This is a genomic window from Azospirillum sp. TSH100 (genome assembly GCF_004923295.1).
Taxonomy (GTDB): Bacteria; Pseudomonadota; Alphaproteobacteria; order Azospirillales; family Azospirillaceae; genus Azospirillum.
The window spans coordinates 657,695-681,807 of sequence record NZ_CP039636.1; the positions used below are offsets into that span (position 1 = coordinate 657,695).

General features: G+C 66.4%; 18 protein-coding genes. 4 read left to right on the forward strand and 14 right to left on the reverse strand.

Annotated features, from left to right (window positions below):
• The 13 genes from citF to E6C72_RS20565 form a co-directional block, all read right to left on the reverse strand.
• Entirely contained in the window at window positions 1-1,548 is a 1,548-nt protein-coding gene (gene citF, locus E6C72_RS20505) for a citrate lyase subunit alpha (protein ID WP_247875836.1), read from the reverse strand.
• A gap of 16 nt (window positions 1,549-1,564) precedes the next feature.
• Window positions 1,565-2,437 carry a citrate (pro-3S)-lyase subunit beta gene (citE, locus tag E6C72_RS20510; protein WP_109087007.1) on the reverse strand — a complete coding sequence of 291 codons (873 nt, stop codon included), beginning with the start codon at window positions 2,435-2,437 and terminating at the stop codon, window positions 1,565-1,567.
• The gene (gene citD / locus E6C72_RS20515; protein WP_109087008.1) at window positions 2,434-2,730 is read right to left on the reverse strand and encodes a citrate lyase acyl carrier protein; all 297 of its coding nucleotides are present in this window, start codon (window positions 2,728-2,730) and stop codon (window positions 2,434-2,436) included. The genes citE and citD overlap by 4 nt, the downstream gene beginning before the upstream one ends.
• A 57-nt stretch (window positions 2,731-2,787) precedes the next feature.
• Window positions 2,788-3,894 (reverse strand): [citrate (pro-3S)-lyase] ligase, encoded by a 1,107-nt coding sequence (gene citC / locus E6C72_RS20520; RefSeq protein ID WP_109087009.1) that lies wholly within the window; start codon window positions 3,892-3,894, stop codon window positions 2,788-2,790.
• Between the two features lie 248 nt (window positions 3,895-4,142).
• Window positions 4,143-6,443 (reverse strand): NADP-dependent malic enzyme, encoded by a 2,301-nt coding sequence (locus tag E6C72_RS20525; protein ID WP_109087010.1) that lies wholly within the window; start codon window positions 6,441-6,443, stop codon window positions 4,143-4,145.
• A 151-nt stretch (window positions 6,444-6,594) separates the two neighbouring features.
• A complete protein-coding gene (locus E6C72_RS20530) occupies window positions 6,595-9,129 on the reverse strand; it encodes an extracellular solute-binding protein (RefSeq protein WP_109087011.1) in 2,535 nt (844 codons plus the stop codon).
• Complete coding sequence (locus E6C72_RS20535) at window positions 9,119-9,793, reverse strand: response regulator transcription factor (protein ID WP_109087012.1); 675 nt, start codon at window positions 9,791-9,793, stop codon at window positions 9,119-9,121. The genes E6C72_RS20530 and E6C72_RS20535 overlap by 11 nt, the downstream gene beginning before the upstream one ends.
• A gap of 209 nt (window positions 9,794-10,002) precedes the next feature.
• On the reverse strand, window positions 10,003-10,209 hold the full coding sequence (locus E6C72_RS20540; RefSeq protein ID WP_109087013.1) for an MbcA/ParS/Xre antitoxin family protein: 207 nt from the start codon (window positions 10,207-10,209) through the stop codon (window positions 10,003-10,005).
• A gap of 424 nt (window positions 10,210-10,633) precedes the next feature.
• Window positions 10,634-12,040, reverse strand: a complete 1,407-nt coding sequence (locus E6C72_RS20545) for a TRAP transporter large permease (RefSeq protein WP_109087014.1) — start codon at window positions 12,038-12,040, stop codon at window positions 10,634-10,636.
• A 4-nt stretch (window positions 12,041-12,044) separates the two neighbouring features.
• Window positions 12,045-12,671 (reverse strand): TRAP transporter small permease, encoded by a 627-nt coding sequence (locus tag E6C72_RS20550; RefSeq protein WP_109087015.1) that lies wholly within the window; start codon window positions 12,669-12,671, stop codon window positions 12,045-12,047.
• Between the two features lie 37 nt (window positions 12,672-12,708).
• Window positions 12,709-13,707 (reverse strand): sialic acid TRAP transporter substrate-binding protein SiaP, encoded by a 999-nt coding sequence (locus tag E6C72_RS20555; protein ID WP_109087016.1) that lies wholly within the window; start codon window positions 13,705-13,707, stop codon window positions 12,709-12,711.
• 246 nt (window positions 13,708-13,953) lie between these two features.
• The gene (locus E6C72_RS20560; protein ID WP_109087017.1) at window positions 13,954-16,302 is read right to left on the reverse strand and encodes an Orn/Lys/Arg decarboxylase N-terminal domain-containing protein; all 2,349 of its coding nucleotides are present in this window, start codon (window positions 16,300-16,302) and stop codon (window positions 13,954-13,956) included.
• A 28-nt stretch (window positions 16,303-16,330) separates the two neighbouring features.
• Window positions 16,331-16,981, reverse strand: coding sequence for a GNAT family N-acetyltransferase (locus E6C72_RS20565; protein ID WP_282183297.1), 651 nt, complete (start codon window positions 16,979-16,981; stop codon window positions 16,331-16,333).
• Window positions 16,982-17,191: 210 nt separating this feature from the next.
• Here E6C72_RS20565 and E6C72_RS20570 point away from each other — a divergent pair, with 210 nt between their 5' ends.
• Both E6C72_RS20570 and E6C72_RS20575 read left to right on the forward strand, forming a co-directional pair.
• Window positions 17,192-18,202, forward strand: coding sequence for a CorA family divalent cation transporter (locus E6C72_RS20570; protein ID WP_109087019.1), 1,011 nt, complete (start codon window positions 17,192-17,194; stop codon window positions 18,200-18,202).
• A 121-nt stretch (window positions 18,203-18,323) separates the two neighbouring features.
• On the forward strand, window positions 18,324-20,018 hold the full coding sequence (locus E6C72_RS20575) for a tetratricopeptide repeat protein (RefSeq protein WP_109087020.1): 1,695 nt from the start codon (window positions 18,324-18,326) through the stop codon (window positions 20,016-20,018).
• A 10-nt stretch (window positions 20,019-20,028) separates the two neighbouring features.
• Here E6C72_RS20575 and lhpI read toward each other — a convergent pair whose 3' ends face one another.
• Window positions 20,029-20,949 (reverse strand): bifunctional Delta(1)-pyrroline-2-carboxylate/Delta(1)-piperideine-2-carboxylate reductase, encoded by a 921-nt coding sequence (lhpI, locus tag E6C72_RS20580; RefSeq protein WP_247875837.1) that lies wholly within the window; start codon window positions 20,947-20,949, stop codon window positions 20,029-20,031.
• A 145-nt stretch (window positions 20,950-21,094) separates the two neighbouring features.
• Between lhpI and E6C72_RS20585 the strand changes: the two genes are divergently transcribed.
• Window positions 21,095-21,652, forward strand: a complete 558-nt coding sequence (locus E6C72_RS20585) for a helix-turn-helix domain-containing protein (protein ID WP_109087021.1) — start codon at window positions 21,095-21,097, stop codon at window positions 21,650-21,652.
• Between the two features lie 151 nt (window positions 21,653-21,803).
• Window positions 21,804-24,113, forward strand: coding sequence for a tetratricopeptide repeat protein (locus E6C72_RS20590; RefSeq protein WP_109087022.1), 2,310 nt, complete (start codon window positions 21,804-21,806; stop codon window positions 24,111-24,113).

Consider the following 24,113-nt stretch of genomic DNA (forward strand, 5'->3'; position numbering starts at 1 on the left):
TCAGTCCTTCACCTGACGCACGACGTCGATCACGCTGCCGTCGCGGTAGCGGATGATGCCCACCACCCGGTCGAGGAACTCGATCGGCCGCGGCTCGCTGGTGATCGATTCCGCCCGCTGCTGAAGCTCTTCGATCGTCATTAGCGGCAGGCCGGCCGCCTTCAGGCGCTCGGCGATTTCCGGGCGGTTGGGGTTGACGGCGATACCGTGGTCGGTGACCAGCACGCCGACGCATTCGCCCGGCGTCACCACCGTGGTGACGCGGCGCACCACCGTGGGGATGCGGCTGCGGATCAGTGGCGCGACAACGATCGACAGGTTGGCGGCGGCCGCCACGTCGGAATGCCCGCCCGACGCCCCCCGCATCACGCCGTCGGACCCGGTGATGACGTTGACGTTGTAGTCGAGATCGATCTCCAGCGCGCTGAGGATCACCAGATCGAGCTGGTCGCAATAGGTGCCCTTGGAGCCGGGGTTGGCGTATTCGTTGGTCGACACCTCGATGTGGCCGGGAGAGCTTCGCAGCGATTCCGCGGCGTCGCCATCGAAGCTCTGGGTGTCGACGATCCGCTCGATCAGCCCCTTCCGGTGCAGGTCGACGATGCCGCCGGTGATGCCGCCCAGCGCGAAGCTGGCGGTGATACCCGCCTTGCGCATGTGGTCTTCGAGGAAGCGGGTCGCCGCCGTCGACGATGCGCCCGATCCGGTTTGCAGCGAGAAGCCCTGCACGAAATAGCCGGAATGGACCATCACCTCGGCGGCGAGGCGGGCGATCAGCAGTTCGCGCGGGTTGCTGGTGATGCGCGCCGCGCCGACGCTGATCTTCGACGGATCGCCGATCTGGTCGACCTTGACGACGAAATCGACCTGATCCTGCGAGATGCTGGCCGGGGCGTTGGGGAAGGGCACGATCTCCTCGGTCAGCAGGATCACCGTGCCGGCATTCTCGGCATCCACCTTGGCATAGCCGAGCGCGCCGCAGCGCGAGCGGCCGCTGATGCCGTTGGCGTTGCCGAAGCCGTCGGACGTCGACACGCCGAGGAAGGCGACGTCGATCGTCAGCTCGCCGTCCTGGATCAGCTTCACCCGCCCGCCGTGGGAATGGATGTTGATCGGGTGCTTCATCAGCCCGCGGCTGATCGCCTCGGCCAGCTTGCCGCGCATGCCCGAGGTGTAGATGCGGCTGATGACGCCGTTGCGGATGTGCTCGATCAGCGGCGCGTTGCAGTTCAGCAGCGACGACGGTGCCAGGGTCAGATCCTTGAAGCCCATGCGTGCCAGCAGGTCGACCACGGTATTGATCGTTTTATCGCCTTCCCGGAACGCATGGTGGAAGGAGATGGTCATGCCGTCCTTGAGGCCGGAGCGGCGGATCGCCTCCTCCAGCGTCTCGCAGATCTTGCGCGACCGCTTGGCCACCGGATCCTTCAGGTAGGGCGTCTGTTGCGCGAAGCCACTGAACAGCGGCAAAGGGCGGCCCTGGCGATCCAGCAGGGGCTGGTCGGCCAGAGGCTGGGCGGCTGGCCCGTTTTCGATGAGGTCGTTCACGACAGGAATCTCCACTCTATTTGCGGGTGCCCGAGGCTTCGGCCCGCTGCAGCACACGGCGCGCGTGGTCGATGACGGGTCCGTCGATCATTTTTCCGTTGAGCGAAACGACGCCCAGGCCCTTGCGTTCGCCTTCCAGCGCCGCGGCGACGACGCGCCCGGCGTATTCGACCTCTTCCTCGGTCGGGGCATAGGCGTTGTGCAGCAACTCGATCTGGCGCGGGTTGATCAGCGACTTACCGTTGAAGCCCAGCCGGCGGATCAGGTCGACCTCCTTCAGGAAGCCGGCCTCGTCGTTGAGGTCGGACCACACCACGTCGAAGGCGTCGATCCCGGCGGCGCGGGCGGCGTGCAGCACGGCGCAGCGGGCATAGAACAGCTCGGTGCCGTCGCCGCGCTCGGTCTGCATATCCATGACATAGTCGAAGCCGGCCAGCGCGATGCCGATCAGGCGGGGCGACGCCTTGGCGATGCTCACCGCGTTGATGACCCCGCTGGCGCTTTCGATGGCCGCCATCAGCTTGGTCGAGCCGACCTCGCGGCCGCAGGCGCGCTCGATCCGCTCGACCTCGCGTTCCAGCAGCTCGACGTCCTCGGCGCAGTCGGTCTTGGGCAGGCGTACCACATCGACGCCGCCGCGCACCGCGGCCTCCAGATCGGCGTGGCCGAAGGGGGTGTTGAGGGGGTTGATGCGCACCACCGTCTCGATCTCGCGGTAGACCGGGAGCTGGAGCGCCTGGAAGACCAGGAGGCGCGCGGAGTCCTTCTCGCGCAGCGACACGGCGTCCTCCAGGTCGAACATGATCGAGTCCGGCTTGTAGACGAACGCCGTGCTCAGCATGGCGGCGTTGGCACCGGGCAGGAACAGCATGCTGCGGCGCAGTTTCATGACAGGGCGCTCCAGTTGATCTGTTGGACCTCGGCCCCGCGCATCACCGCGGTCTGGACGCGGGCGCGGATGGCGCAGTCGAGCGCCCCCTTGTCCTCCACCACGATCAGGCCGGCGGTGACCTCCAGCCTGTTCAGCGTGTCCCGCACGACATGGTCGATCTGGGCGCCGAACTGCTGCATCACCTCGCTGCTGATGACGATTTCCAACTCGGCGCCCGATGCGGGCGATACCTTCACCAGCAGGTCGCTCGATTCGAGCGTCCCCGCCAGGGCCTCTTTCACGATCTTCATCGGTCTCACTCCAGATGGTCCGGCCAAATGGTCCGGTGGCCCGGCCGCCGGACCGGTTCAGACGCCGACCGCCAGCGCCCGGCACGCGAGCGCGTCGGGCGCGACGCCGGACCCGATCGGGTCGGGGGCGAACGGCAGGATTTTGGGCACGTATTTGTCCCGCAGCAGGTCATAGGTCGCGGCGGGCACCAGAGCGCGGATGCGCTCGAAATCATGGTTGCGCAGCAGGCGGCGCACTTCGGACGCCGAAATCGGCGTGCCGTCCGACTGGGTGCGCGTCTCCTCGATGACGGTGACGGCCGGTGCTGCGGACCGCGCCGTCTGCAGCCAATACTTCATGTCGGCATTGTATTTGCGCGTGGTTCCGCAGAAGGGCTCGGTGCCGACGAAGCGATGGGTGATGCCCAGCGCCGGCGCGATGAAGTTGCGGAACAGCAGCAGGTCGATGGCGGTGCAGCAGTCGCCGACCACACCTTTCTCCTTGAAGAAGTAGTTCGGAAAGGTGGCGCGCGAGACCATGTACTGGGAGCCGTGATGCAGGGTCAGCCGGGGAATGCCCCGGACGCCCGCCTCCACCAGCGCGTAGCGGTCGCGGTAGGACACGAAGGAGGCGTCCTCGCTGACCACGAACAGGTGGAGCCAGTCGCAGCGCTCGGCCGCGAGCGAGACGAGATAGCGGTGGCCCAGCGTGAAGGGGTTGGCATTGATGACGACGCCGCCGATCGTCGCCCCCGGCCGGCGCAAGGCGCGCAGCCGGTCGCAGTATGAGCGGATGCCGACCGGCGTGTTCTCCATCAGCGTGACGTAGTCCGGCACCTCGGCCAGCGGGTAGAAGCCGCAGCCCTGGAAGAAGGACACGTTCTCCGGCCGGGTGTAGAGGAACAGGTGCGAATGGCCGCGTTCATAGGCGAGATGGACCACCTCGCTGAGCAGCGTCAGGCTGAGCGAGCCGCCGCGCAGTTCGGGCTCGATCGCACAGCATTTGACGATGTTGCTTTCCAGCCCGGCGCAGGCCACCAGCCGCCCGGCGCTGCGGCAGACCACGAAGATCTGGATCTGCTCCTCGTAATCGAGGGCGCAGCGCCCCAGAAGGGACCGGATCTCCTGCCGTTCCTTGGGATGAACGGCCGGGTCGACGGCATAGAAATCGAATTCGTCGGTCACGGATCCATGCTCCCCTTTGGAGCTTCCGATGAGAGGCGCTGGCGGGGTGTGGGAAGGCCGGGGGCTTGGCCACGCGCGGGCGCCGCGTTCTTGAGGAGTGTAGGGGCGGACTTCTGTCAAAGCGCTGTCAGGATCAGCGCCTTCGCGCCGCATGCCGGGTGGTGGCAGCCCTGCGTCTTTCGACGGTGTCGCCGGATGGACGGCACGGAGACGACGGGCCCGACCCAGCCGTCTCCACGCTCCGCCGGCTATTCCGCCGCCTGCCGCAGCGGGACGGGGGTTCCGTCGATCTGGGCGTCCACCACGGCCAGCGCGGTGATGTTGACCAGGCCGCGGGTGGTGACGGCCGGGGTGACGATGTGCGCCGGCGCGCTGACGCCCAGCAGGATCGGGCCGACCGACAAGCCTTCGCCCAGCACCTTCAGCATCTCGAAGGCGATGTTGGCGGCGTCCAGCGTCGGCATGACCAGAAGGTTCGCCTCTCCGCGCAGCCGGCTGTTGGGCAGCATCGCCTCGCGCACCGCCTGGGACAGGGCGGCTTCGGCATGCATTTCGCCGTCGGCCTCAAGCTCCGGCGCGCGCTGGTTCAGCAGGGCGCAGGCGGTGCGCATCTTGACCGCGGAGGGGGAGTCGGAGCTTCCGAAATTGGAGTGCGACAGCAGCGCCACCTTCGGCTCGATGCCGAAATGCCGCACCTTCTCCGCCGCCAGGATGGCGATCTCGGCGATCTCCGCCGCGCTCGGGTCCGGGTTGACATGGGTGTCGCACAGGAAATAGGTGCCCTTGGCGAGGATCAGCAGGTTCATCGCCGCCGACACCGGCGAGTCGCCGCGGCGGCCGAGCACGTCGCGGATGCGGCGGTGATGCTCGGCATAGAGACCGGCGGTGCCGCAGACCATCGCATCGGCAGCCCCCTGTCGGACCATCAGGCTGGCGAAGGCCGTGCTGTCCGTCCGCGCCACCGTGGCGGCGAAGGCAGGCGACACGCCGCGCCGTCCCATGATCTGCCGGTAGACGTCGGCATATTCGGCGCAATGTGGATCGCGCACCGGCTCGATCACCTCGACGTCGCGGCCGGGCACGAGCCGGAGGCCGAGCGCCTCGATCCGCCGGGCCACCACTTCTGGCCGGCCGAGCAGGATCGGTCGGGCGATGGCCTCGTCCACCGCCACCTGGGCGGCGCGCAGCACCCGGTCGTCCTCGCCCTCCGCATAGACCACGCGCTTCGGCGCCTGGGCGGCCTTGTGGAACACCGGCTTCATGACGAGGCCGGAGCGGAAGACATATTGGCCGAGCCGTTCCCGGTAGGCGCGCAGGTCGGCCAGCGGGCGGGTGGCCACGCCGCTGTCCATCGCTGCCTTGGCCACGGCGGACGCCACTTCGACGATCAGGCGGGGATCGAAGGGCTTGGGCAGGATATAGTCGGGGCCGAAGCGCAGGCGCTCGCCGGTGTAGGCGGCGGCGACAACGTCGGACGCCTCGACCCGCGCCATGTCGGCGATGGCGCGGACGCAGGCGATCTTCATCGCCTCGTTGATCGTCGTGGCCCCGACGTCGAGCGCACCCCGGAAGATGAAGGGGAAGCAGAGGACGTTGTTGACCTGATTGGGGTAGTCGGACCGGCCGGTGGCGATGATCGCATCGGGGCGGGCGGCGCGCGCCTCCTCCGGCGTGATCTCGGGATCGGGGTTGGCCAGCGCCAGGATCAGCGGCTTCCGCGCCATCGTCTTGACCATCTCCCCGCTCAGGACGCCCGGTCCCGACAGGCCGAGGAACAGGTCGGCGCCGACCGTCGCCTCCGCCAGGCTGCGGACGGCGCTGTCGGTGGCGTAGCGGTCCTTGTGCAGGTTCATGCCGACATTGCGGCCGCGGTAGACGACGCCGTCGCGGTCGACCAGGACGATGTTGCTGCGCTTCAGTCCCATGCCGACCAGCAGGTCGAGGCAGGCGATGCCCGCCGCGCCGCCGCCGGTGGACACCACGCGCAGATCCTCGATCCGCTTGCCGACCACCCTCAGCCCGTTGTGGACCGCCGCCGCGACGACGATGGCGGTGCCGTGCTGGTCGTCGTGGAAGACCGGGATCTTCATCCGCTCCCGCAGGCGCCGTTCGACCTCGAAGCAGGCCGGCGCCCCGATATCCTCCAGGTTGATGGCGCCGAAGGTCGGCTCCAGCCGGGCGATGGTCTCGACCAGTGCGTCGACGTCCTTTTCATCCACCTCGATGTCGAAGACGTCGATGTCGGCGAACTTCTTGAACAGGACCGCCTTGCCCTCCATCACCGGCTTGGAGGCCAGCGGTCCGATGTCGCCGAGGCCGAGCACGGCGGTGCCATTGGAGATCACCGCCACCAGATTGCCGCGCGCGGTCACCTCGGCCGCGCGGGCCGGATCGGCGACGATGTCGTGGCAGGCGAAGGCCACGCCGGGGGAATAGGCCAGCGCCAGATCGCGCTGGGTCATCATCGGCTTGGTCGGCACGATCGCTAGCTTGCCCGGTTTGCCGCACCGATGATAATCGAGCGCACGTTCCTTGAGATCGCCAGACATGGGTTTCCTCACTGATGGTCGTATCGCGGAATGACCGTCGGCGACCACATGATGAAGACGCGGTCTGCCCGGCACGGAAGGCTTTCATCGCCTTCTTCGCGACTGGTGACGAAGTCTTGGCTTTATAGGAGCGATAACTGTCGGAAGCCTGTCAGTAGCGGTTGGTAATCATTTGCCACTGGCGCAGGAAGCGGGCGCGCTTGGTCTCGTCGAGGAAAACGAGCAGGCCGGGTCCCAAGGTGGTGTGCTGAAGCGGACCATTGAGTTCCGCCAGCAGATGCGCCACCGAGAAGGGGCCGTCGACCGCCGGCGAGATCGCATAGAAGGGGGTGCTTCGGGCAATCTGCGTCTGCCCCTCCTGCGACAGCAGATAGTCGATGAACAGCCCGGCCAGTCCGGCGGCGGCGGCTCCCCTCGGAATGGAGGCCACCCGGGCGGTGACCAGCGTATAGTCGCTGGGCAGCACGATCCCGATGGGGGCACCGGCGAGTTGCCGCGCCCGCGCGTAGGATCCCAGCAGATTGTAGCCGATCAGCTGGTCGCCGCGGGCGATGGCGTCGAGCATCTCCCCGGTGCAGCAGAACTGGTGGACGTGCCGGTCGGCCAGGGCGTCGACCAGTTGCCAGAACTGGCTGTTCAGCACCGAATCCTGGGAGGCGAGCAGATAGCCGATGCCGCTCTGGACGATGTCATAGGTGGCGACGCGGCCGTCATAGACGGCTTCCCTGTCGCGGATCAGGTGGATCAGATCGTCGCGCGTGCGCGGCACGTCGGATGGTGGCACAAGATCGCGGTTGTAGACGATAACCGCAGGTTCCTGGGCGAAGCTGAAGGCCTCGTCGCGCCAATTCGCCCAGCGCGGCAGATCCGCCGTCGCCTCCGAGAGATGCCGCTGCGTGTAGCCGTCATTGACCAGCTTGACCTGGAGGTCGGCCGAAGAGCTGATGATGAGGTCGGGCAACCGGTCTTTCGGGTGGACGACGCTGTCATACAGCTCAACCGAGGTCACCTCGTCGTATTCGACACGGATGCCGGGGTGGTGGGCCTGGAAATCGAGGATCAGCCCCTCCATCGCCGCCTGATCGGTGGTCGAGGCGATGGCGAGGACGGCTGCCTGCGTACCCTGCGCGGGATAGCTGATGCGTTTGGCCGCACTCTCCCCCGGCCAGAGCAGGATCGTCGACAGTGCGAGGAGGGCCAGCGGCAGCCAGAGCCGTTCCGGTGCGGCCCGGTGCCGGTTCTCCGACCCGTCGTCCGATGGAGGCAATTGGCAGGTTTCACACTGATGGTCGCGCGGGAAGGCGATGCGGGCGATCAGGCCGCCGCCGGGACGGTCGAGCAGGGAGAAGGCCGCGCCGTGTCCGTCGGCGACGGCGGCGACGATGGCGAGGCCAAGGCCGCTGCCGACCGTTCCGGCCGCCGAACTGCCCCGGCCGAAGCGGCTGAGCACCGTCGGCTTCTCGGCGTCCGGGACACCGGGGCCGCGGTCGGCAACCTCCACCAGCGGCCCATGTTCCGCGGTGGCGGCGCACAGCCGGACCTCCACGGCGCCGGCACCGCCGCCATATTTGATCGCATTGTCGACGAGGTTCACCAGTGCTTCGCGCAGGATGACGGAGTCGCCGCAGACGCCGACATGGTCGGTTCCATCCTGCTCGATGCGCAGCGTCGTGTCCTCGGCAATGGCGGCGGCGCGCTGGACCACCCGCCGTACCAGCAGGGTCAGATCGACGAATTCGGGATGCAGGGCCTCGCTGCGATGGACGACCATGGCGTGGCTGAGCAGCTGGGTGGTCAGTTCGCTCGCCTCGACGGCGTTGCGATGGATGCGGGCGACGATGCGGTGCAGCCGCTCCGGGTCGTTCTCTTCCGACGCCAGTTCCGATTGGGAGCGCAGTGCCGCGAGCGGCGTGCGGATCTGATGCGCCATATCGGCGAGAAAGGTCTTGGTCGATTCCAGATTGCCGTGCAGGCGGGCCATCAGGGTATTGATGGCGCCCAGCAGTTGGCGGACCTCCGCCGGCGCCGGCACCTCGATAGGGCTGAAGTCGCTTGGCCGCCGCGCCCGGATCAGCCGTTCCAGGAAGCCCAGAGGCGCCAGCGCCTGACGGACGCCGAACCACACCAGTCCGATGCTGACCAGCATCATCAGCATCATCGGCAGAAACGAGTTGATGAAGAAGCCGCGGGCCAGCCGGTCACGTTCCTCCCGGGTCTGGGCGACGACGATGGTCACCCAGTTGGCCCGGCGGGCCTGCACGATGAGGTGGCCGAGTGCCACGATACGCACCGGCTCGTCGTGATAGACGGCGTCGAAGAAGTCGGCGTTGTCATCGCGTCTGGGCGGCCCCGGCAGGTCACCGTATCCGATGATGACGTTCCCCTCCGCATCCAGCACCTTGTAGAAGGCGCGGTCACGCTGCGCCATAGCGAGAATGCTGAGCGATGAATAGGGCAGGTCGACAAGCAGAGCATTGTCCTCGACCCGCACCGCGTCGACGATCGAGAGTGCCGAAGCCAGCAGCAGCTGGTCGAAGGCGCCATCGGCGGCGCGCTTGGCGTCCATGCGGATCAGCAGGAACAGCCCGGCGGCCACCAGCGCAAGCACGATGACCAGCCGGACCATCAGCCGCCTTTGCAGGGAGCCGGCGGTCGTTCCGTCGGGCGTGGGCCGGTCAGTCGCCATCTTTCTGTTCCGCGACGTAGCCCTGCCCATGCACCGTGCGGATCACGACGGACGCCCCTTCCAGCTTCCTGCGCAGTCGGGAGACATAAAGCTCGATGGCATTCGGCGCGACCGGCTGGTCCAGACTGCAGAGCCGGTCGATCAGCGTGTCCTTGGCCATCACCTTGTTCAGGCTCGACAGGAAAAGCTCCAGAAGGCGGAATTCGCGTGCACTCAGATCCACCGGTTGGCCGGCAATGACGACCTTCTTGGTGGAGGTGTCGAAGCTGAGATTGCCGAAGACCTGCTCGGAGGTCGCGATTCCGTGATGGCGGCGCAGCAAGGCACGGCAGCGTGCCTCCAGTTCGCGAAAATCGAATGGCTTGACGACGTAATCGTCAGCGCCGAGATCGAGCGCGTCCACCTTGGTGTCGACGCGGGAGCGGGCCGTGACCACCAGCACCGGCGTGTCGTCGCCCTTCCGCCGCAATCGGCGCAGCAGCGTCTGGCCATCCGGTCCGGGCAGCATCAGGTCGAGAATGATCAGTTGGTAACGCTCGGTCGCCAGCAGTTCCTCCGCCTGATAGCCGTCGGCGGCCCAGTCGATGGCGTAGCCATGTTTCCGCATCCGCTGGATGATTGCGTCGGCGAGATCTTCGGTATCTTCCACCACCAGGATACGCATGACCGCTCGCCTCCGGCCGCACAGGCGGCGCTCTATGGGCGATGCGAAGGCAACCGGCTTCCATCGCCCACTGCTGACAACAACGCCAATATAGCGCGGAGTGCTGTCGTCAGCCTGTCATCAGCCGTTACCGGTCCGACCATGGTCGGCGAAGCGATCACACCGATGGCTGGCGAAGCGACCATATCGAAACCATCGGTGCCCGAGGGTCAAACGCGCTCGTCACACTCGATCCGGCGCAGGCAATGCAGGACCTGGACAAATCCTTCGGCGGTTCTGGCCAGTTCAGCCGGCTTGGCGTCGAGTTCCTTTTCCTGGCATTGCAGCCATTCCCGGGCGCGTTCCGGTGTTCCCCAGACTTCTACGGCCCTTTCGAAGAGATCCACAGTACCGAGCATCAAATCAGAACTTGCCATGATCCAACCTCCTTCGCGAGCGATGGCGTCGCTTTCGCAAGCATGCTAAGCCGGCGCTCCTGACAGAAACCTGTCGGATCCCATGCGACCGTCGGTCCAGCCCGGCAAGCGAATGCCGGGGCGGTCCGGTCCCGTCCGGGTCAGGCTGAGGTGACCATTCCGTCCGCTGCGACGGGCAGAATGGAGGTGAAGCGGCTGCCGCCACTGTCGCTGTCTGCCGACAAACTGCCGCCATGGCCACCCATTTTCCCTTCGCCTGCCTGGCCCACCGAATGCGTCGTGGGCGGAAAAGTCCAGGTAGGGTGCCGGAAGCCGTTGCGGCCGTGTCGACGAATGGGCGCGGGTTTTTTGAACGAAACCCGCAAACCCTTACCCCTGTGGTGCAACGCCGCCGGTTCGTTCGGCAGCGTCGGGGGAAGCCCTTCTATCTGCCGAGCCCCATCGCCCTCGGCAGCCAGAGCGTGATCTCCGGCACATAGGTGATGGCGATCAGGGCGGCGAAGAGGGGAACCAGCCAGGGCAGGATCGCCATGGTGGTTCGCTCCACCGACAGCTTCGCCACGCGCGCCAGCACGAACAGCACCATGCCCAACGGTGGGTGCAGAAGCCCGATCATCAGGTTCAACACCATGACCAGACCGAAATGCAGCGGATCTATCCCCAGCTTCAGGACGATCGGCAGCAGGATCGGCACCAGGATGGTGATCGCGGCGATGGTGTCGATGAAGCAGCCGACGAACAGGATCAGCAAATTCGCCAGCAGCAGGAAGACCCATTTGTTGTCGGTGAAGCCGAGGATGGTGTCCGACATGATCTGCGCCGCCTGGCTGGCGGTCAGCAGCCAGGCGAAGATCGATGCCGCGGTGACGATGAACAGCACCGAGGCCGTGGTCTCCACGGTGTCGAGTGTCGCCTTGGCCAGCGACCGCAGCGTCATCGAGCGGTAGCGGACAAGCCCGAGGAACAGCGACCACAGCACCGCCGCGACCGCCGCCTCGGTCGGGGTGAACCAGCCCAGCGTCATGCCGCCGATCAGGATCACCGGGGTCATCAGCGCCATGACGGCGGAGAAGTCGAAGTGCCAGTCCGCCGCCAGCAGCACCAGGAGGGCAATGGCGATCGCCCAGTTGACCGAGACGCCTGCCAGCGTCATCAACCACACCGCCAGTGGGAAGCACAGCACCACGACGATCTCGACCGACGCGGCGCCCAGCCGGCGCCAGTCGAAGACCATGTCGGCGCCCCACTGGTTGCGCCGGGCATGGACGGCGACGGTGGCCATCATGAAGACCGTCATCAGCACGCCGGGGATGACGCCCGCCAGGAACAGCGCACCGATCGAGACGTTCGCCATCATCCCGTAGATCACGAAGGGCAGCGACGGTGGAATGATCGGTCCCAGCGTGGCGGAGGCCGCCGTCACGCCGACCGAGAATTCCGTCGAATAGCCATGGTCCTTCATCGCCTTGATCTCGATGGTGCCGAGACCGGCGGCATCGGCGATGGCGGTGCCGGACATGCCCGAGAAGATCACCGATCCGATGATGTTCACCTGCCCCAGGCCGCCGCGCATCCAGCCGACCAGCGCGATGGCGAAGTTGTAGATGCGGCCCGTCACCCCGGCGATGTTCATCAGATTGCCGGCGAGGATGAAGAAGGGAACGGCCAGCAGCGGGAAACTCTCGGCGCCCGCAATCATCCGCTGGGCGAGCACAAGGTCGGGCACCGAGCCACTGACCAGGATGTAGACCAGGGAAGCCGCCGCCATGGCGACCGCCACCGGCAATCCCAGGAGCATCAGGCCGAGGAAGGAACCGATCAGGATCCACATCCGCTTACACTCCCGTTCCGTCGAAGGCTTCCGGCTTCTCCAGCACCGAATAGCCGCGGCGCCAGTTCACGATCGTCACCTGAAGTGACCGCACCGCCATCAGGACGCAGCCGGCGAGCACTGCATAGTAGAGGATGCCTTTGGACAGCTGGATGGTGACCATAGGCTCGTCGCCGACCACCTCGATCAGCCGCCACATCAGTTGGACCAGATAGATGAAGAAGGCGGTGCGGATCACGTCCACCAGGGTGGAAAGCAACCGCGCCGGCCCGTCCGGCAGGAAGCGGTAGAGGATGTCCACCTGGATATGGCGCGACAGCCGCACGCACATCGCCGACCCGACGAAAACCAGCGCCACCAGACAATAGGAGGCGATCTCCTCCGTCCAGTTCAGCGAGTCGTTCATTACGTAGCGGGTGAAGAATTGCAGGAAGACCGCTCCCGCCATCAGCCAGAACAGGGCGACGGTGGCCCAGTCCTCGATGGCGTAGTGGGACAGGTCCGCTGGGGGAGAATTGTCGACGAAGGAATGGGCGAGCTCCTCCGGCGTGATTTGACTGTGGTGCTCTTCGGCGGGCGACTGTTGGAGGCCGGCCCCATGCGGAACCGGCTGCTTTGCGTAGCTCGTCATGGGGCCCCTCTGGGGTGTGGGATGGCAGGAGGCGCGGTCACTGAAGCGCCTGGATCGCCTCCCAATCCGACTTGCGGTAGCCGGCACTTTCAGGTGTCACCGCCTTCATCACCGCATCCTTGAAGACCGCCTTGTCGACCTCGGTGACGGTCAGGCCCTTCAGCCGGAAGAACTCGACCAACTCCTTCTCTTTCGCCTGGATCTCCGTTGTGGAGCGGGCCGCCGCCTCCTGCGTCACCTCGGTGAAAATCTGGCGGTCCTCCGGTGACAGCTTGGCCCACAGGCTCTTGGAAATGATGGTGTTCAGGCTGTCAATGATGTGGCCGGTAAGGACGATCTGCTTCTGAACCTCGAAGAACTTCTTGGCTTCGATTGTGGTCAGCGGGTTCTCCTGGGCATCCACCGTGCCGTTTTGCAGGGCGAGATAGACCTCGGCGAAGGCGATCGGCGTCGGGTTGGCGCCGCAGGCCTTGGGCATCGCCAGATAGGCCGGCGCATCGGGCACGCGGATTTTCAACCCCTTCATGTCCGTGCAGGTCTGGATCGGCTTGTTGGAGGTGGTGTGGCGCATGCCGTAATAGGTCAGGGCGACGATGTGGTTGCCGGTCTTCTCCTCGTACCCCTTGGCGAGATTTTTGAAGACGTCGCTCTTCGCATAGGCCAGCAGATGCTGCGGATCGCGGAAAATGTAGGGATAGTAGGTGACGCCGATCGGCGGATAGCTGCGCGCCGCGAAGCTGGAGCCCGAGATGATCATGTCGACGGTGCCGAGTGTCAGGCCCTGGTTGATGTCCGCCTCCTTGCCGAGCTGCGAGGCGGGGAACACGTCGATCTGATACCGGCCGCCGGTCCGTTTCGCGATCTCCTGCGCCGCCCAGACCGACTGTGTGTGGAAGGGCTCCGACGTCTCGTAGACATGCGCCCATTTCAGCTTGGTCTGGGCCTGGGCCGTCGATGGATCGGCGAACAGACCGGCGAACGGCAAGGACATCAGCACGGCGAGCCCCAACGCCGCGCGACGAGTGCGGGTCAACATTGGCGTTCCTCCCGATTGTTGGGCACCCCGGTTGTTCGGGGCGCCTGGGAGGCATGCCGTTTCTCAGCTGGCCGTCCCAGCTAATATATCAACAGCCGATTGTTTGCCGCGCAAGCCATTTTGTTGCGTTGCTGGAGTCATTATCCAACCAGATGCGGATCCTCCGCTTTGAAGCAAACTGCATAGGCAAAGCAGCCGGCCGCCATGTCAGGCGGCCGGCCCCATTGAGGCGGACTGTGGCGCGGTTCAGTCCGTACCCGGTTCCCGCACGACGTAGGTGTAGAAGCGCACCGATCCGTCGGGCTCCGTCTCGCGATAGAGGCCCTGGATCTCGTTGTCGAAGCCGGGGAAACGGTTGGCGCCTTCCTGGAAGACCTGGAGATACTCGATCATCGGTCGGGCCCGTTCGTCCAGCCGTTCGCCGGGGACGATGGTGGCGATACCCGGCGGATAGACGACCCACAGAGTGGTGGCGATCCGCCCGGCGATGCGGTCGATCGGCAGATAGTCCACGTCGTTGCGCACCAGATGCCGCGTCGCTTCGCGCGGCGGCATCACCATGGTCGGCAGATGGTCCGGCCGGAACATGCGGCGTTGCAGGTCGTTGGTGCCGCGCTCCCGGTAATAGGCGTGCATCTCCGCGCACAGGTCGCGCAGCCGGCGGCCGGTGTAGCGGGCCGGGCGGCGGGCGACGAATTCCGGGATCACGTCCTCCAGCAGCGCATTGTCGTCGTGCAGCCGCTTGAACGCCACCAGTGCGCTGAGCAGCGTACCGGCCTTGCTCGATTCCACGCCAGGCGTCAGCAGGAAGAGGATCGAGTTCAGATCGTTCTTTTCGGGAACGATGCGGTTCTCGCGCAGATACTGCGCCACCACCGGCGCCGGGATGCCGTGGTCCTCATAGGCCCCGGTGTGGCGGTCGAAGCCGGGGGTGAGCAGGGTCAGCTTGTTGGGGTCGGTCATCGCATAGCCTGACGCCACATGGCGGAAGCCGTGCCAGTCGGCACCCGGCGCGAATTCCCAATGCCGCACGTCGGAGGCCAGCGCGTCGGTCGGCACGTCCTCCCACGCCATCGTGGTGCCGCCGACCTCGACCCGGTCGGGCACGAAGGGGTCGAAGAACCAGCGGCGCGCCGGGTCGCTTTCGCGCTCCTCGAATTCGCGGCGGATGGCGCGCAGCTTCTTGCGCAGCTCAATGCCCAGCCGGATGGTGTCATCCCACAGCACCTCTCCGGACTTGCCCTTCATCATTTGCGCGCCAACGTCGAGCGAGGCGAACAGCGGGTAGAAGGGTGAGGTCGAGGCGTGCAGCAGGAAGGTCTCGTTGAAGCGGCGATGCTCGACCCGGCGGCGCTGGCCCTTGATGTGGCTGTCCTTCACGTGGATCTGCGAGGCCTGGGAGAAGCTGGCGAGTTGCTTGTGGGTCGATTGGGTGGCGATGATGCCGGGATGGCCGTCATGCAGGCCGTCCAGCCCCATGGCGAAGCGGCCCTTGAACAGCGGGTGGAACTTCAGGAAGCCGGCCCAAGCCTCGTCGAACAGGATATAGTCGCAGAGATGGCCGATCTTGGCCAGGATGGTCTCGGCGCTGTAGATGGTGCCGTCGTAGCTGCATTGCTGGATCACCGCGGCACGGAAGGGCCGCTCGCGCTTCCAGGCGTTCGGATCCCTGACCAGCGGGTTGTTGCGGATTTTCTCGCGGATGCGCTCCTCGTCCAGCGCCTCATGGTCGATCGGGCCGATCAGGCCATATGGGTTGCGGTCGGTTTCCAGAAAGATAGGGATGCCGCCGCCAAGGAACAGGCTGCCGTGATGGGCAGCCTTGTGGTTGTTGCGGTCGAACAGGACGAGGTCGTCCTCCGCCACCAGCGCCGACAGCACGATCTTGTTGGAGGCCGAGGTGCCGTTCAGCACGAAATAGGTGCGCTCGGCGCCGAAGATCTTCGCCGCCTCCTTCTGGGCCTTCAGGGCCGGCCCCTCATGGACCAGCAGGTCGCCCATCTCCAGCACCGAATTGTCGATGTCGTCGCGGAACACCGCCTCGCCCAGATGCTCGACGAAGATGCGGCCGATCGGGCTGCGGCTGTAGAAGATGCCGCCATTGTGGCCGGGGCAGGTCCACAGCTGGTTGCCTTCCTCGGCATAATCGACCAGCTCGCCGAAGAAGGGCGTCTTCAGCGTCTCGGCATACTGTTTGAGGCGGGAGACGAGGTTCTTGGCGATGAACTCGGGCGTTTCCTCGGCCAGGAAAACGTAGCCGTCGACCTGGTTCAGCACGTCGACCGGGATGTTCTCCAGCCGCTGGCGGCGTACCAGCAGGATGATCGGCATCTCCAGCCCGCGCTTGCGCGCCAGCGCGATAAGCGAGGCCGGCTTGCCCTCCAGCCCGCGCTTGCCCCAATCGACGATCATGCAGCCGATGGCGGCGTCGGTGCGGATCGCCAGTTCGGCATCCTCCACCCGGCGCGTCCGCACCACCTCGAAGCCGATCCGTTCGACCTCGGCGACGATCTGCTGCACGCGCACGCCCTCCAGCTCGTCGGCGTCGAAAGCCGGTGCGCAGACGAGGAAGGAGAAGCGTCGAAAGAAATCCATGGGGGAGCTCCGGGGGGATGGAAAACAGTCAGTCGCCGGCGAGAACGATGCCGCCGCGATGGTCGTCGGGAAGTTCGTCGTCGGCGGGGCCGAGCGCGCGCTGGAGGAAGACGCTGTCGGTCCAGCGCCCGAACTTGAAGCCGACCGAGCGCAGTACGCCGGCCTGATTGAAGCCGCAGGACTCGTGCAGGCGCAGCGACGGGGTGTTGGCGCTGTCGACCACGGCGACCATCTGCCGGCAGCCGGCGGCGGTGCAGGCATCGACCAGTTCAAACAGCAACCGGCGGCCGATCCCGCGGCCCTGGAAATCCTTGTGGACGTAGATCGAGTGTTCGACCGTGTAGCGGTAGGCCGGGCGCTTGCGGAACGGTGCCGCATAGGCGTAGCCGGCAATGGCGCCGTCGAGATCGGCGACGAGATGCGGCAGCCGGCGCTTCAGCATCGCCTTGCGGCGGCGCTTCAGCTCTTCCGGGTGCAGCGGCTCGATGTCGAAGGGGCCGAGGCCGCGCTGGATGTGGTAGCCGTAAATCTCCAGCATCGCCGGCACGTCCGCCTCGGTCGATTGGCGGATGACCGGATGCTGAGAATCAAAACGGCTTTGGCCGACAGGGTCGGAGATGCGGCGGGCAAAATCATGGGCGTCCATGTCGTGGGCGCCGGCGGCGGTCTCGGTCCTCACGGTCTGCCCCTGTAAGACTATCGGCGTTCGATTGGTTGTCGCCCGCGCGTTGATGCCGCAAAACGCGCGACAGGGTGATGACGGTTTGAAGACGGTCTTGTTGCAATTGCCCAGAATCCCGAGGACGAGGTTGCACCGTACATCCGCCGGCGTATCCTGGCCGCTGGCCGGCATCCCGCCGGAGAACAGGCAACGGAAGGTTCGCCGGGTATGGCAGGCCCAATCAAGCTCGACACCGGAACCGACCTGATCTGCGGCTATTTCCTAACTCCCGACGCGCCGCCGACACCGGTGTTCTTCGAGGAGATCGACGCGGCGGAACAGCGCACCGGCGGTGTATTGTGGCTGCATTTCAACCTCGCTTCCGCCCGGGCGCGCGACTGGCTGGACCGCAAGAGCGGGCTCGACGAGTTTGCGCGCGAGATCCTGCTGGACGCCAACGACGATCGGACGCGGCTGGAGCCGTTCGACGACGGTTTCCTCGCCGTGTTGAGCGATATGCATTACGATTTCAAGTTCGAGCCGGCGGACATCGGCACCCTGCGCCTGTTCATGGACGAACGCCGCATCGTCAGCTGCCGGCGCCATCCGCTGAAGGCTATCGACCGGTTGCGCAAGTCCCTGCACGACCAGGGCTGCTACGGCAGCACCGCCGCCCTGATGGCGGAGTTGATCGATATGCTGGCCGACACGCTGGGCGAGGTGGTGACGCGTGCCGAAGCCGACCTGGACAAGGTGGAGGATACCGTGCTGGCCGAGCGCTACCAGCTCGCCCGGCAGAGGCTGGGCCAGCTGCGTCAGCTGATCGTCAGGCTGCGCCGCCATGTCTCGCCGCAGCGGGCGGCCCTGGCACGGCTCGCGACCAGCGGGGTGCCCTGGATCGACGACGACGACCGCGCCCGCCTCGGCCATTCGGTCGAGAAATTCGCCGGAGTGCTCTACGACATCGAGGCATTGCAGGACCGCGCCAAGGTTCTTCAGGACGAGCTTCTGGCTCGCGTCGCCGACCAACAGAACCACAGCCTGCATGTGCTGGCGGTGGTGACCGTCATCTTCGCACCGATGACGCTGATCTCAGGCATCTTCGGCATGAATGTCGTGGGCGTACCGGGTGTCGGCGGCATCGAGGACCATGTCTCGCCTCATGCCTTCTGGTGGGTGATGCTGTCGATCCTGCTGTCCGGCCTTGCCATGCTGTTCTTCCTGCGCCCGCGCAAGTGAGAGGGGGGAATACGGCAGGTCCGGCGCGGCGGATTGCCGTTTGGTGCCGCTGGATGATGGACCGGAGGGTGCGGGCCGTGTCAGGCTTCGCGCAATTGACGGCGGAGACAACGGTTTGACGATGGGTATGGATCTCGCTCAGATCATCCGCAGTCATCAACAGGGTGACCTGCCGCAGGCGGAGGAGGGATACCGCGCCTATCTTGCGGACACTCCCGCCGACGCTCGCGGACATCTCCAGGCGCTGCAGATGCTGAGCCTTCTGCTGATGCAAACCCGACGCCCGGCCGAGGCCGCCGGCCATTTCCGCCGGGTGGTGGAGGCACAGACGGACAGTCCGGACCAGTGGGCCAATTATGCCAGCCTGCTGCGCGGCGCCGGCCGGCTGGATGAGGCCGAACGGGCCTGCCGGCGGGCGCTGGCGCTGGCGCCGTCGCATGGGGCGGGGGCCTACAATCTTGCCAACCTCCTGGCCGCCCCGCCGCCGGCCGGTGCCGGATCGCCGTTGGAGGCGGCCATCTGGTACCAGCGCATCCTGGCGACGGTACCCGACCACAAGCAGGCGCGGAACAATCTGGAGGTCCTGCGCCGGAAGGAAGCAGGCCGGCTGGAGGACGCCGCCCGCCGCGCCGTGGCGCTCGATCCGCAGTCGGTGCGCGGGCACGACGCCCTCGCCCGGCTGCTTCAGTACCGCAGCGGCCTGCTGGACTGGACGCCGGGAAAGGCCATGACGCTCGACCTCGATCTGGCGGTGAAGGCGTTCGATCATCTGCGTCGGGTCCAGACGATCCATCTCGACGAGCCGGGCAGTCTGCGCCTGTGGCTTGCGCTGGCGCTCGACCTGTTCCAGCTGGGCGCGCTTGATGATCGGCGGCTTTCATGGGCGGCGCGGGCGGCTTGGCGGCGCCTGCGCAGCGATCCCAAGGATGCCCTGGCGGCATCGCTGGTGGGCTATCTGGTCTATCGCCGCGGGCGCCTGACTCTCGCGTCGAAGCTGCAGATGAGATTCGCCTCCCGCTTCACCGATACGGAGCTGGACGGCGCCGGCGAACTCGGGTCCTGGTCGATGCTGCGGGCCGACGATGCGTTCTTCGAGACGCTGCCGTCGCTGGACAGCGTCATCGCCAGGCTGCCGGAGATGACCATCCTGGCGGATCTGCCGGAGGGAAGCGATCCCGTCATCATGGTGAGCGGCGACGAGCAGTATGTCCGCCGTTTCGCGCCGGACCTTCTCCGCTCCATCTGCCAGTCAAGTCCGGGGGCGTCCATCGTGCTGAATGTGGTGGCGCCGACGCCGTCGCTTCTGGGCATGCTGGGGGAATGGCGGCGGCTCTATCCGCTGTCGATCGGCCTGTCGGCCGAGCAGCCGGACATGACCGGATGGTCCCAGCCGCAGCGCGTCACCTATTACGCCTGCGCGCGGTTCATCCGCGTCCAGCAATGGCACCGGCATCTCGTACGGCCGCTGATCCTGGTCGATCTGGACGCCACCACCCGCAGCGACCTGCGGATGCTGGCCGGTGACATGGCCGGCTTCGATCTTGGCGTCCTGCATGACCGGCGCCGGCGTGGACCGTTCCGCGAGATCACCGTCTGCTTCGTCTATTACAACGACACGCCGCTCGCCGGCCATTATCTTGAGACGCTGGCAGCCTATATCGGCCACTTCCTGCTGGATGGGCGCCCGCGATGGATGCTCGACCAGACCGCCCATCTGGCCGTGCTGGACTGGTTCGGCCGCCATCGACCGGACCTGCGCATCCACCGCTACGACTTCCAGACCTTTCCCCACTGCGCCTTCATCGGCGAGAAATAGAACCAGCGTCTCACGCCGGAGTGCGACTTGTCAGCGCGCACCGGGCCGCGGCGAGGTCCCAGGCCGCGCAGCCGACGCTCTTGAACAGGCGGGGCCGGTCGGTCATGCCGTTGCCGTCAAGCGCGTCGGCCAGCGACCGCCCGGTCGCCCAGTCGAAGCCGGCCTGGATCAGGTCACCGGCCTCATGCCGCGCTCCGGCCGGATCGTCGATGAAGACGTCGCTGCCATGGATGGAGGCGGGGCCATATTCGGCCATCTCCGGCTTGAAGGCGCCGACGCCGATCAGCAGACGGTCGGACCGCGGCGCCTCGTCATAGACGGGTACGAGGCTGGTGGTCAGGGTGATCACCACGTCCGCCGCCGGATCGACTGCCCCGGACGCCGGACGCAGGTCGATGCCGACGATAGCGGAGTTGCGGCAGAAGGACTGGGCGGACGCATCGGACCGGCCATGCACGTCGACCCGGATCCCGGGATGGAGCACCGCCAACGCCTCGACATGATAGGCGGCCTGCGTGCCGGTGCCGATCAGGGCGACCCGCTGCGGCGGGCGGCGGGCGAGCTTGCGGATCGCCAGCATCGACACCGCGGCGGTGCGTCGGCCAGTGACCGTCGGCCCGTCCAGGATCACCAGAGGCGCACCTGTGGCACCATCATAGGCCGCGACCACGCCATGGATGGTCGGCAGTCCGAGAGCCCCGTTGGCCGGGCAGACATTGACCAGCTTGTGAATGCCGATGTCCGTGGCGGTCGCCGGCATGGACAGCAGGACGCCCTTCTGCGCAAGCGGCAGGACCTGCCGTTCCGGGCTGTGGATGCGCCCGGTGGCGTAATCACGGGCCGCGTCGGCGACGGCGTCGCACAGCGGGGCGAAGGGCAGCAGTTCGGCGGTTTGCGCAGGAGACAGCATGGACAGGGCGGCTGTGGTCAAGGCGATGCTCTCCTTCCCAAGGGGCGTGGTTCGCATCACGCTATCGCTGGATTGGATTATACGCTACAAAATTTTCGTATAAGAAAATCCTCGGCCATAATGTGTCGGCCGGCTGGTTCAGGCGGTTTCAAATCGGGGAAAGAGCATGCTTGCGTCGACGATGAAACGCCTTCGGACAGCGGCGCGGCTCACCCTTCAGCAGTTGAGCGAGCGGTCCGGCGTTTCGGTATCGACCCTGTCGAAGATCGAGAACGGGCAACTCTCGCCCACTTACGAAAAGATCGCCGCCCTGGCGTCCGGCCTGGGTGTGGAGGTGGGGGAATTGTTCGGACAGGTTCCGAAGCCGACACCGCTTGGGCGCCGCAGCATCACCAAGGCCGGCAGCGGCGTGGTGTATGAGACCGACCAATATCGGTACGAAGCGGTGAACGCAGACCTGCCGAACAAGCGCTTCGTCCCGCTTGTGGCGACGATCAAGGCGCGCAGCACTCAGGAATTCAACGAGCTTCCCCGGCATGACGGCGAGGAGTTCATCTATGTGCTGGAAGGCGAGGTGACGGTCCACACCGATTTCTATACCCCCTTCACCCTGTCCAGGGGCGATTCCTGCTACTTCGACAGCACGATGGGGCATGCCTGTGTCTCGGCCGGCGATGATGATGCGCGGGTTCTTTGGGTCTCTTCCCACACCTCGTTCGCCTGAGTCCTGTCTGACTTCCTGAAAGCTGGGGTGGCAGCGGAAAAGTGGCAGGCACGCGCAGGAGTTCCATGACGGCGCCGTAACAAGGAACAGACGCGGTTCCGGATGCCCCCGGATGCCGCCGACCAGTTCATTTGACGGAACGGCCACGACCATGGACGGGAACGCGACACGGCGTACCGAAGGACTTCTGCGTCTTGCGGTCCAGCATCACAATGCCGGACAGACGGAGCGGGCGGAGCGGTTCTATCGCGAGATCCTGCGGATCGACCCGACGCATGGCGATGCCGCCCACCTGCTGGGCCATATCGCCTATGAAAGCGGGCGGCGGACCGACGCGACCCGGCTGTTCGACACCGCCGCAAGGTCCAACGCGCTGGTCGGCTCCTATCATCTGGCGCTGGGGCAGGCTTTGATGGAGGAGGGGCAGGTGACCGTGGCGCTTGCCAGCGCCCGCCGTGCTCTTGCGATCAATCCCGACGATGCCGACGTGCTGTGTCTCCTGGGCTCCATCGCCGGCCGGCAGGCGCGCCCGGTGGTGGCGCTGCGCTGCTACCGGGCCGCGGCGCGTCTGGTGCCGGGGGCTGCCGAACCGCGGCTCGGCATGGGGCATGCGCTGGAGGAACTGCGGCAGGCTGCTGCGGCGATCGGCTGCTACCGGCTGGCGGTCAAGCTGCGGCCACAGGATGGTGGAACCCGCATCGCGCTGGCCAATGCGCTGCGCCGCTGGGGCGCGGTGGCCGAGGCTGCCATCGTCTATCGCGAGGCCATCGGGCTGGGCGCAGACAACGCATCGGTCTGGGCCAATCTGGGGGCCGCGCTCCAGGGGGCTGGCCGACTGGCCGAGGCGGAAGGCGCTTATATCGAGGCCCTGCGCCGTCAGCCCGGTCATGCCGAAACCCGCAACAACCTGGGCCTGCTGCTGCATGCCCTCGGCCGTCATGCGGAGGCGCGCGAGCGGTTTCGCAGCGCGTTGGCGCTCGACCCCGGCCATGTGCCGGCGCTCGTCAATCTCGGGTTGGCGGAATCCGCGCTTGGGGACTATGGCCTCGCGGAGCGCTGGCAGCGCCGTGCCATCGCCCGCGACCCGCGTCAGGCTGAGGCCTGGAACAATCTCGGCAATGCCTGCAAGGCCCAGGCACGGCGTGAGGAGGCGGAGGCCTGCTGGAAACGCGCGCTGGCGCTGAACCCGGCCTTCGCCGATGCGCTGGGCAATCTCGGTGGCGACCTGTCCGACCGCGAGGCCTTCGCGCCAGCGATCGTGCAGGTGCGCCGCGCCATCCGCCTGATGCCCGGTCATGCGCCGTTGCATGCCGTGCTGGCCTATGCGCTGAACGGCGCCCAGAACCCCGTCGAGGCCGATGTCGCCTGCCGTAGAGCGCTGGCGCTGGCGCCGTCCCTGGCCGACCCGCTCTGCTCTTTGGGGCTGGCGGAGCAGCGGCAGGGCCGCACCAATGCCGGCCGCTGGTTCGAGCGTGCCGTCGCCGCCGCGCCGAGCCATGCGCTGGCCCGTTTCAATCGCGGCTTGCTGTCGTTGGAGCGCGGGGCGCTGACCGCCGGCTGGGCCGACTATGCCTTCCGTTTCAAGGCCGGGCGGGTCCGTCCGGAACGGCGTTTCACAATTCCCGAATGGAAGGGCGAGCCGCTGGACGGCAAACGCCTGTTCATCTGGCGCGAGCAGGGGGTGGGAGACGAGTTCCTGTTCGCCTCATGCTATCCGGACCTGATCAAGATGGCCGGGCAGGTGGTGATCGAATGCGAGCGCCGGCTGGTGTCGCTGTTCGCCCGTTCCTTCCCCAAGGCGACCGTGCGTGCCGAACAGCCGTCCTGCGGTCTGATGGACGCCGAGACGGTCGATTGCGACTTTCACATTCCGGCCGGGTCGGTTCCGCGTCTGTTGCGGGAACGGCTGTCGGCCTTTCCGACGCGGTCCTGCTGGCTGTTCGCCGACGGCAGCCGCATCGCCGACTGGCGGGAACGGCTGGACAGTGCCGGCGACGACCTGCGCGTCGGCATCAGCTGGCGCAGCCAACTGATGACCGCCGACCGCCGCAACGCCTATCTGCCGCTGGACGCCTGGGGTCCTGTCTTCGCCGTGCCCGGCGTCACCTTCGTTAATTTGCAATATGACGAGTGCCAGCGCGAAATCCTGGCGGCGGAACGGCAATTCGGACAGCCAATCTATGGCTGGACCGGGCTGGACCTGCGCGACGATTTCGAGGAGACAGCGGCGCTGGTCTCCGCCCTCGACCTCGTCATCGCGCCGGCTAATTCGGTGGCGGAACTGGCTGGCGCGCTGGGCGTGCCGGTCTGGCGCTTCGGCCACCGGGATTGGACGCAGCTCGGCACCGCCGGCCGGCCCTGGTACCCGTCGATGCGCCTCTTCCAGCCGCTGGTCGGCCAGGGTCTGGAGCAAGCGCTGGAGCGCATTGCCGTAGAGCTGCTGCGGGTGGCGCGGCGCTGA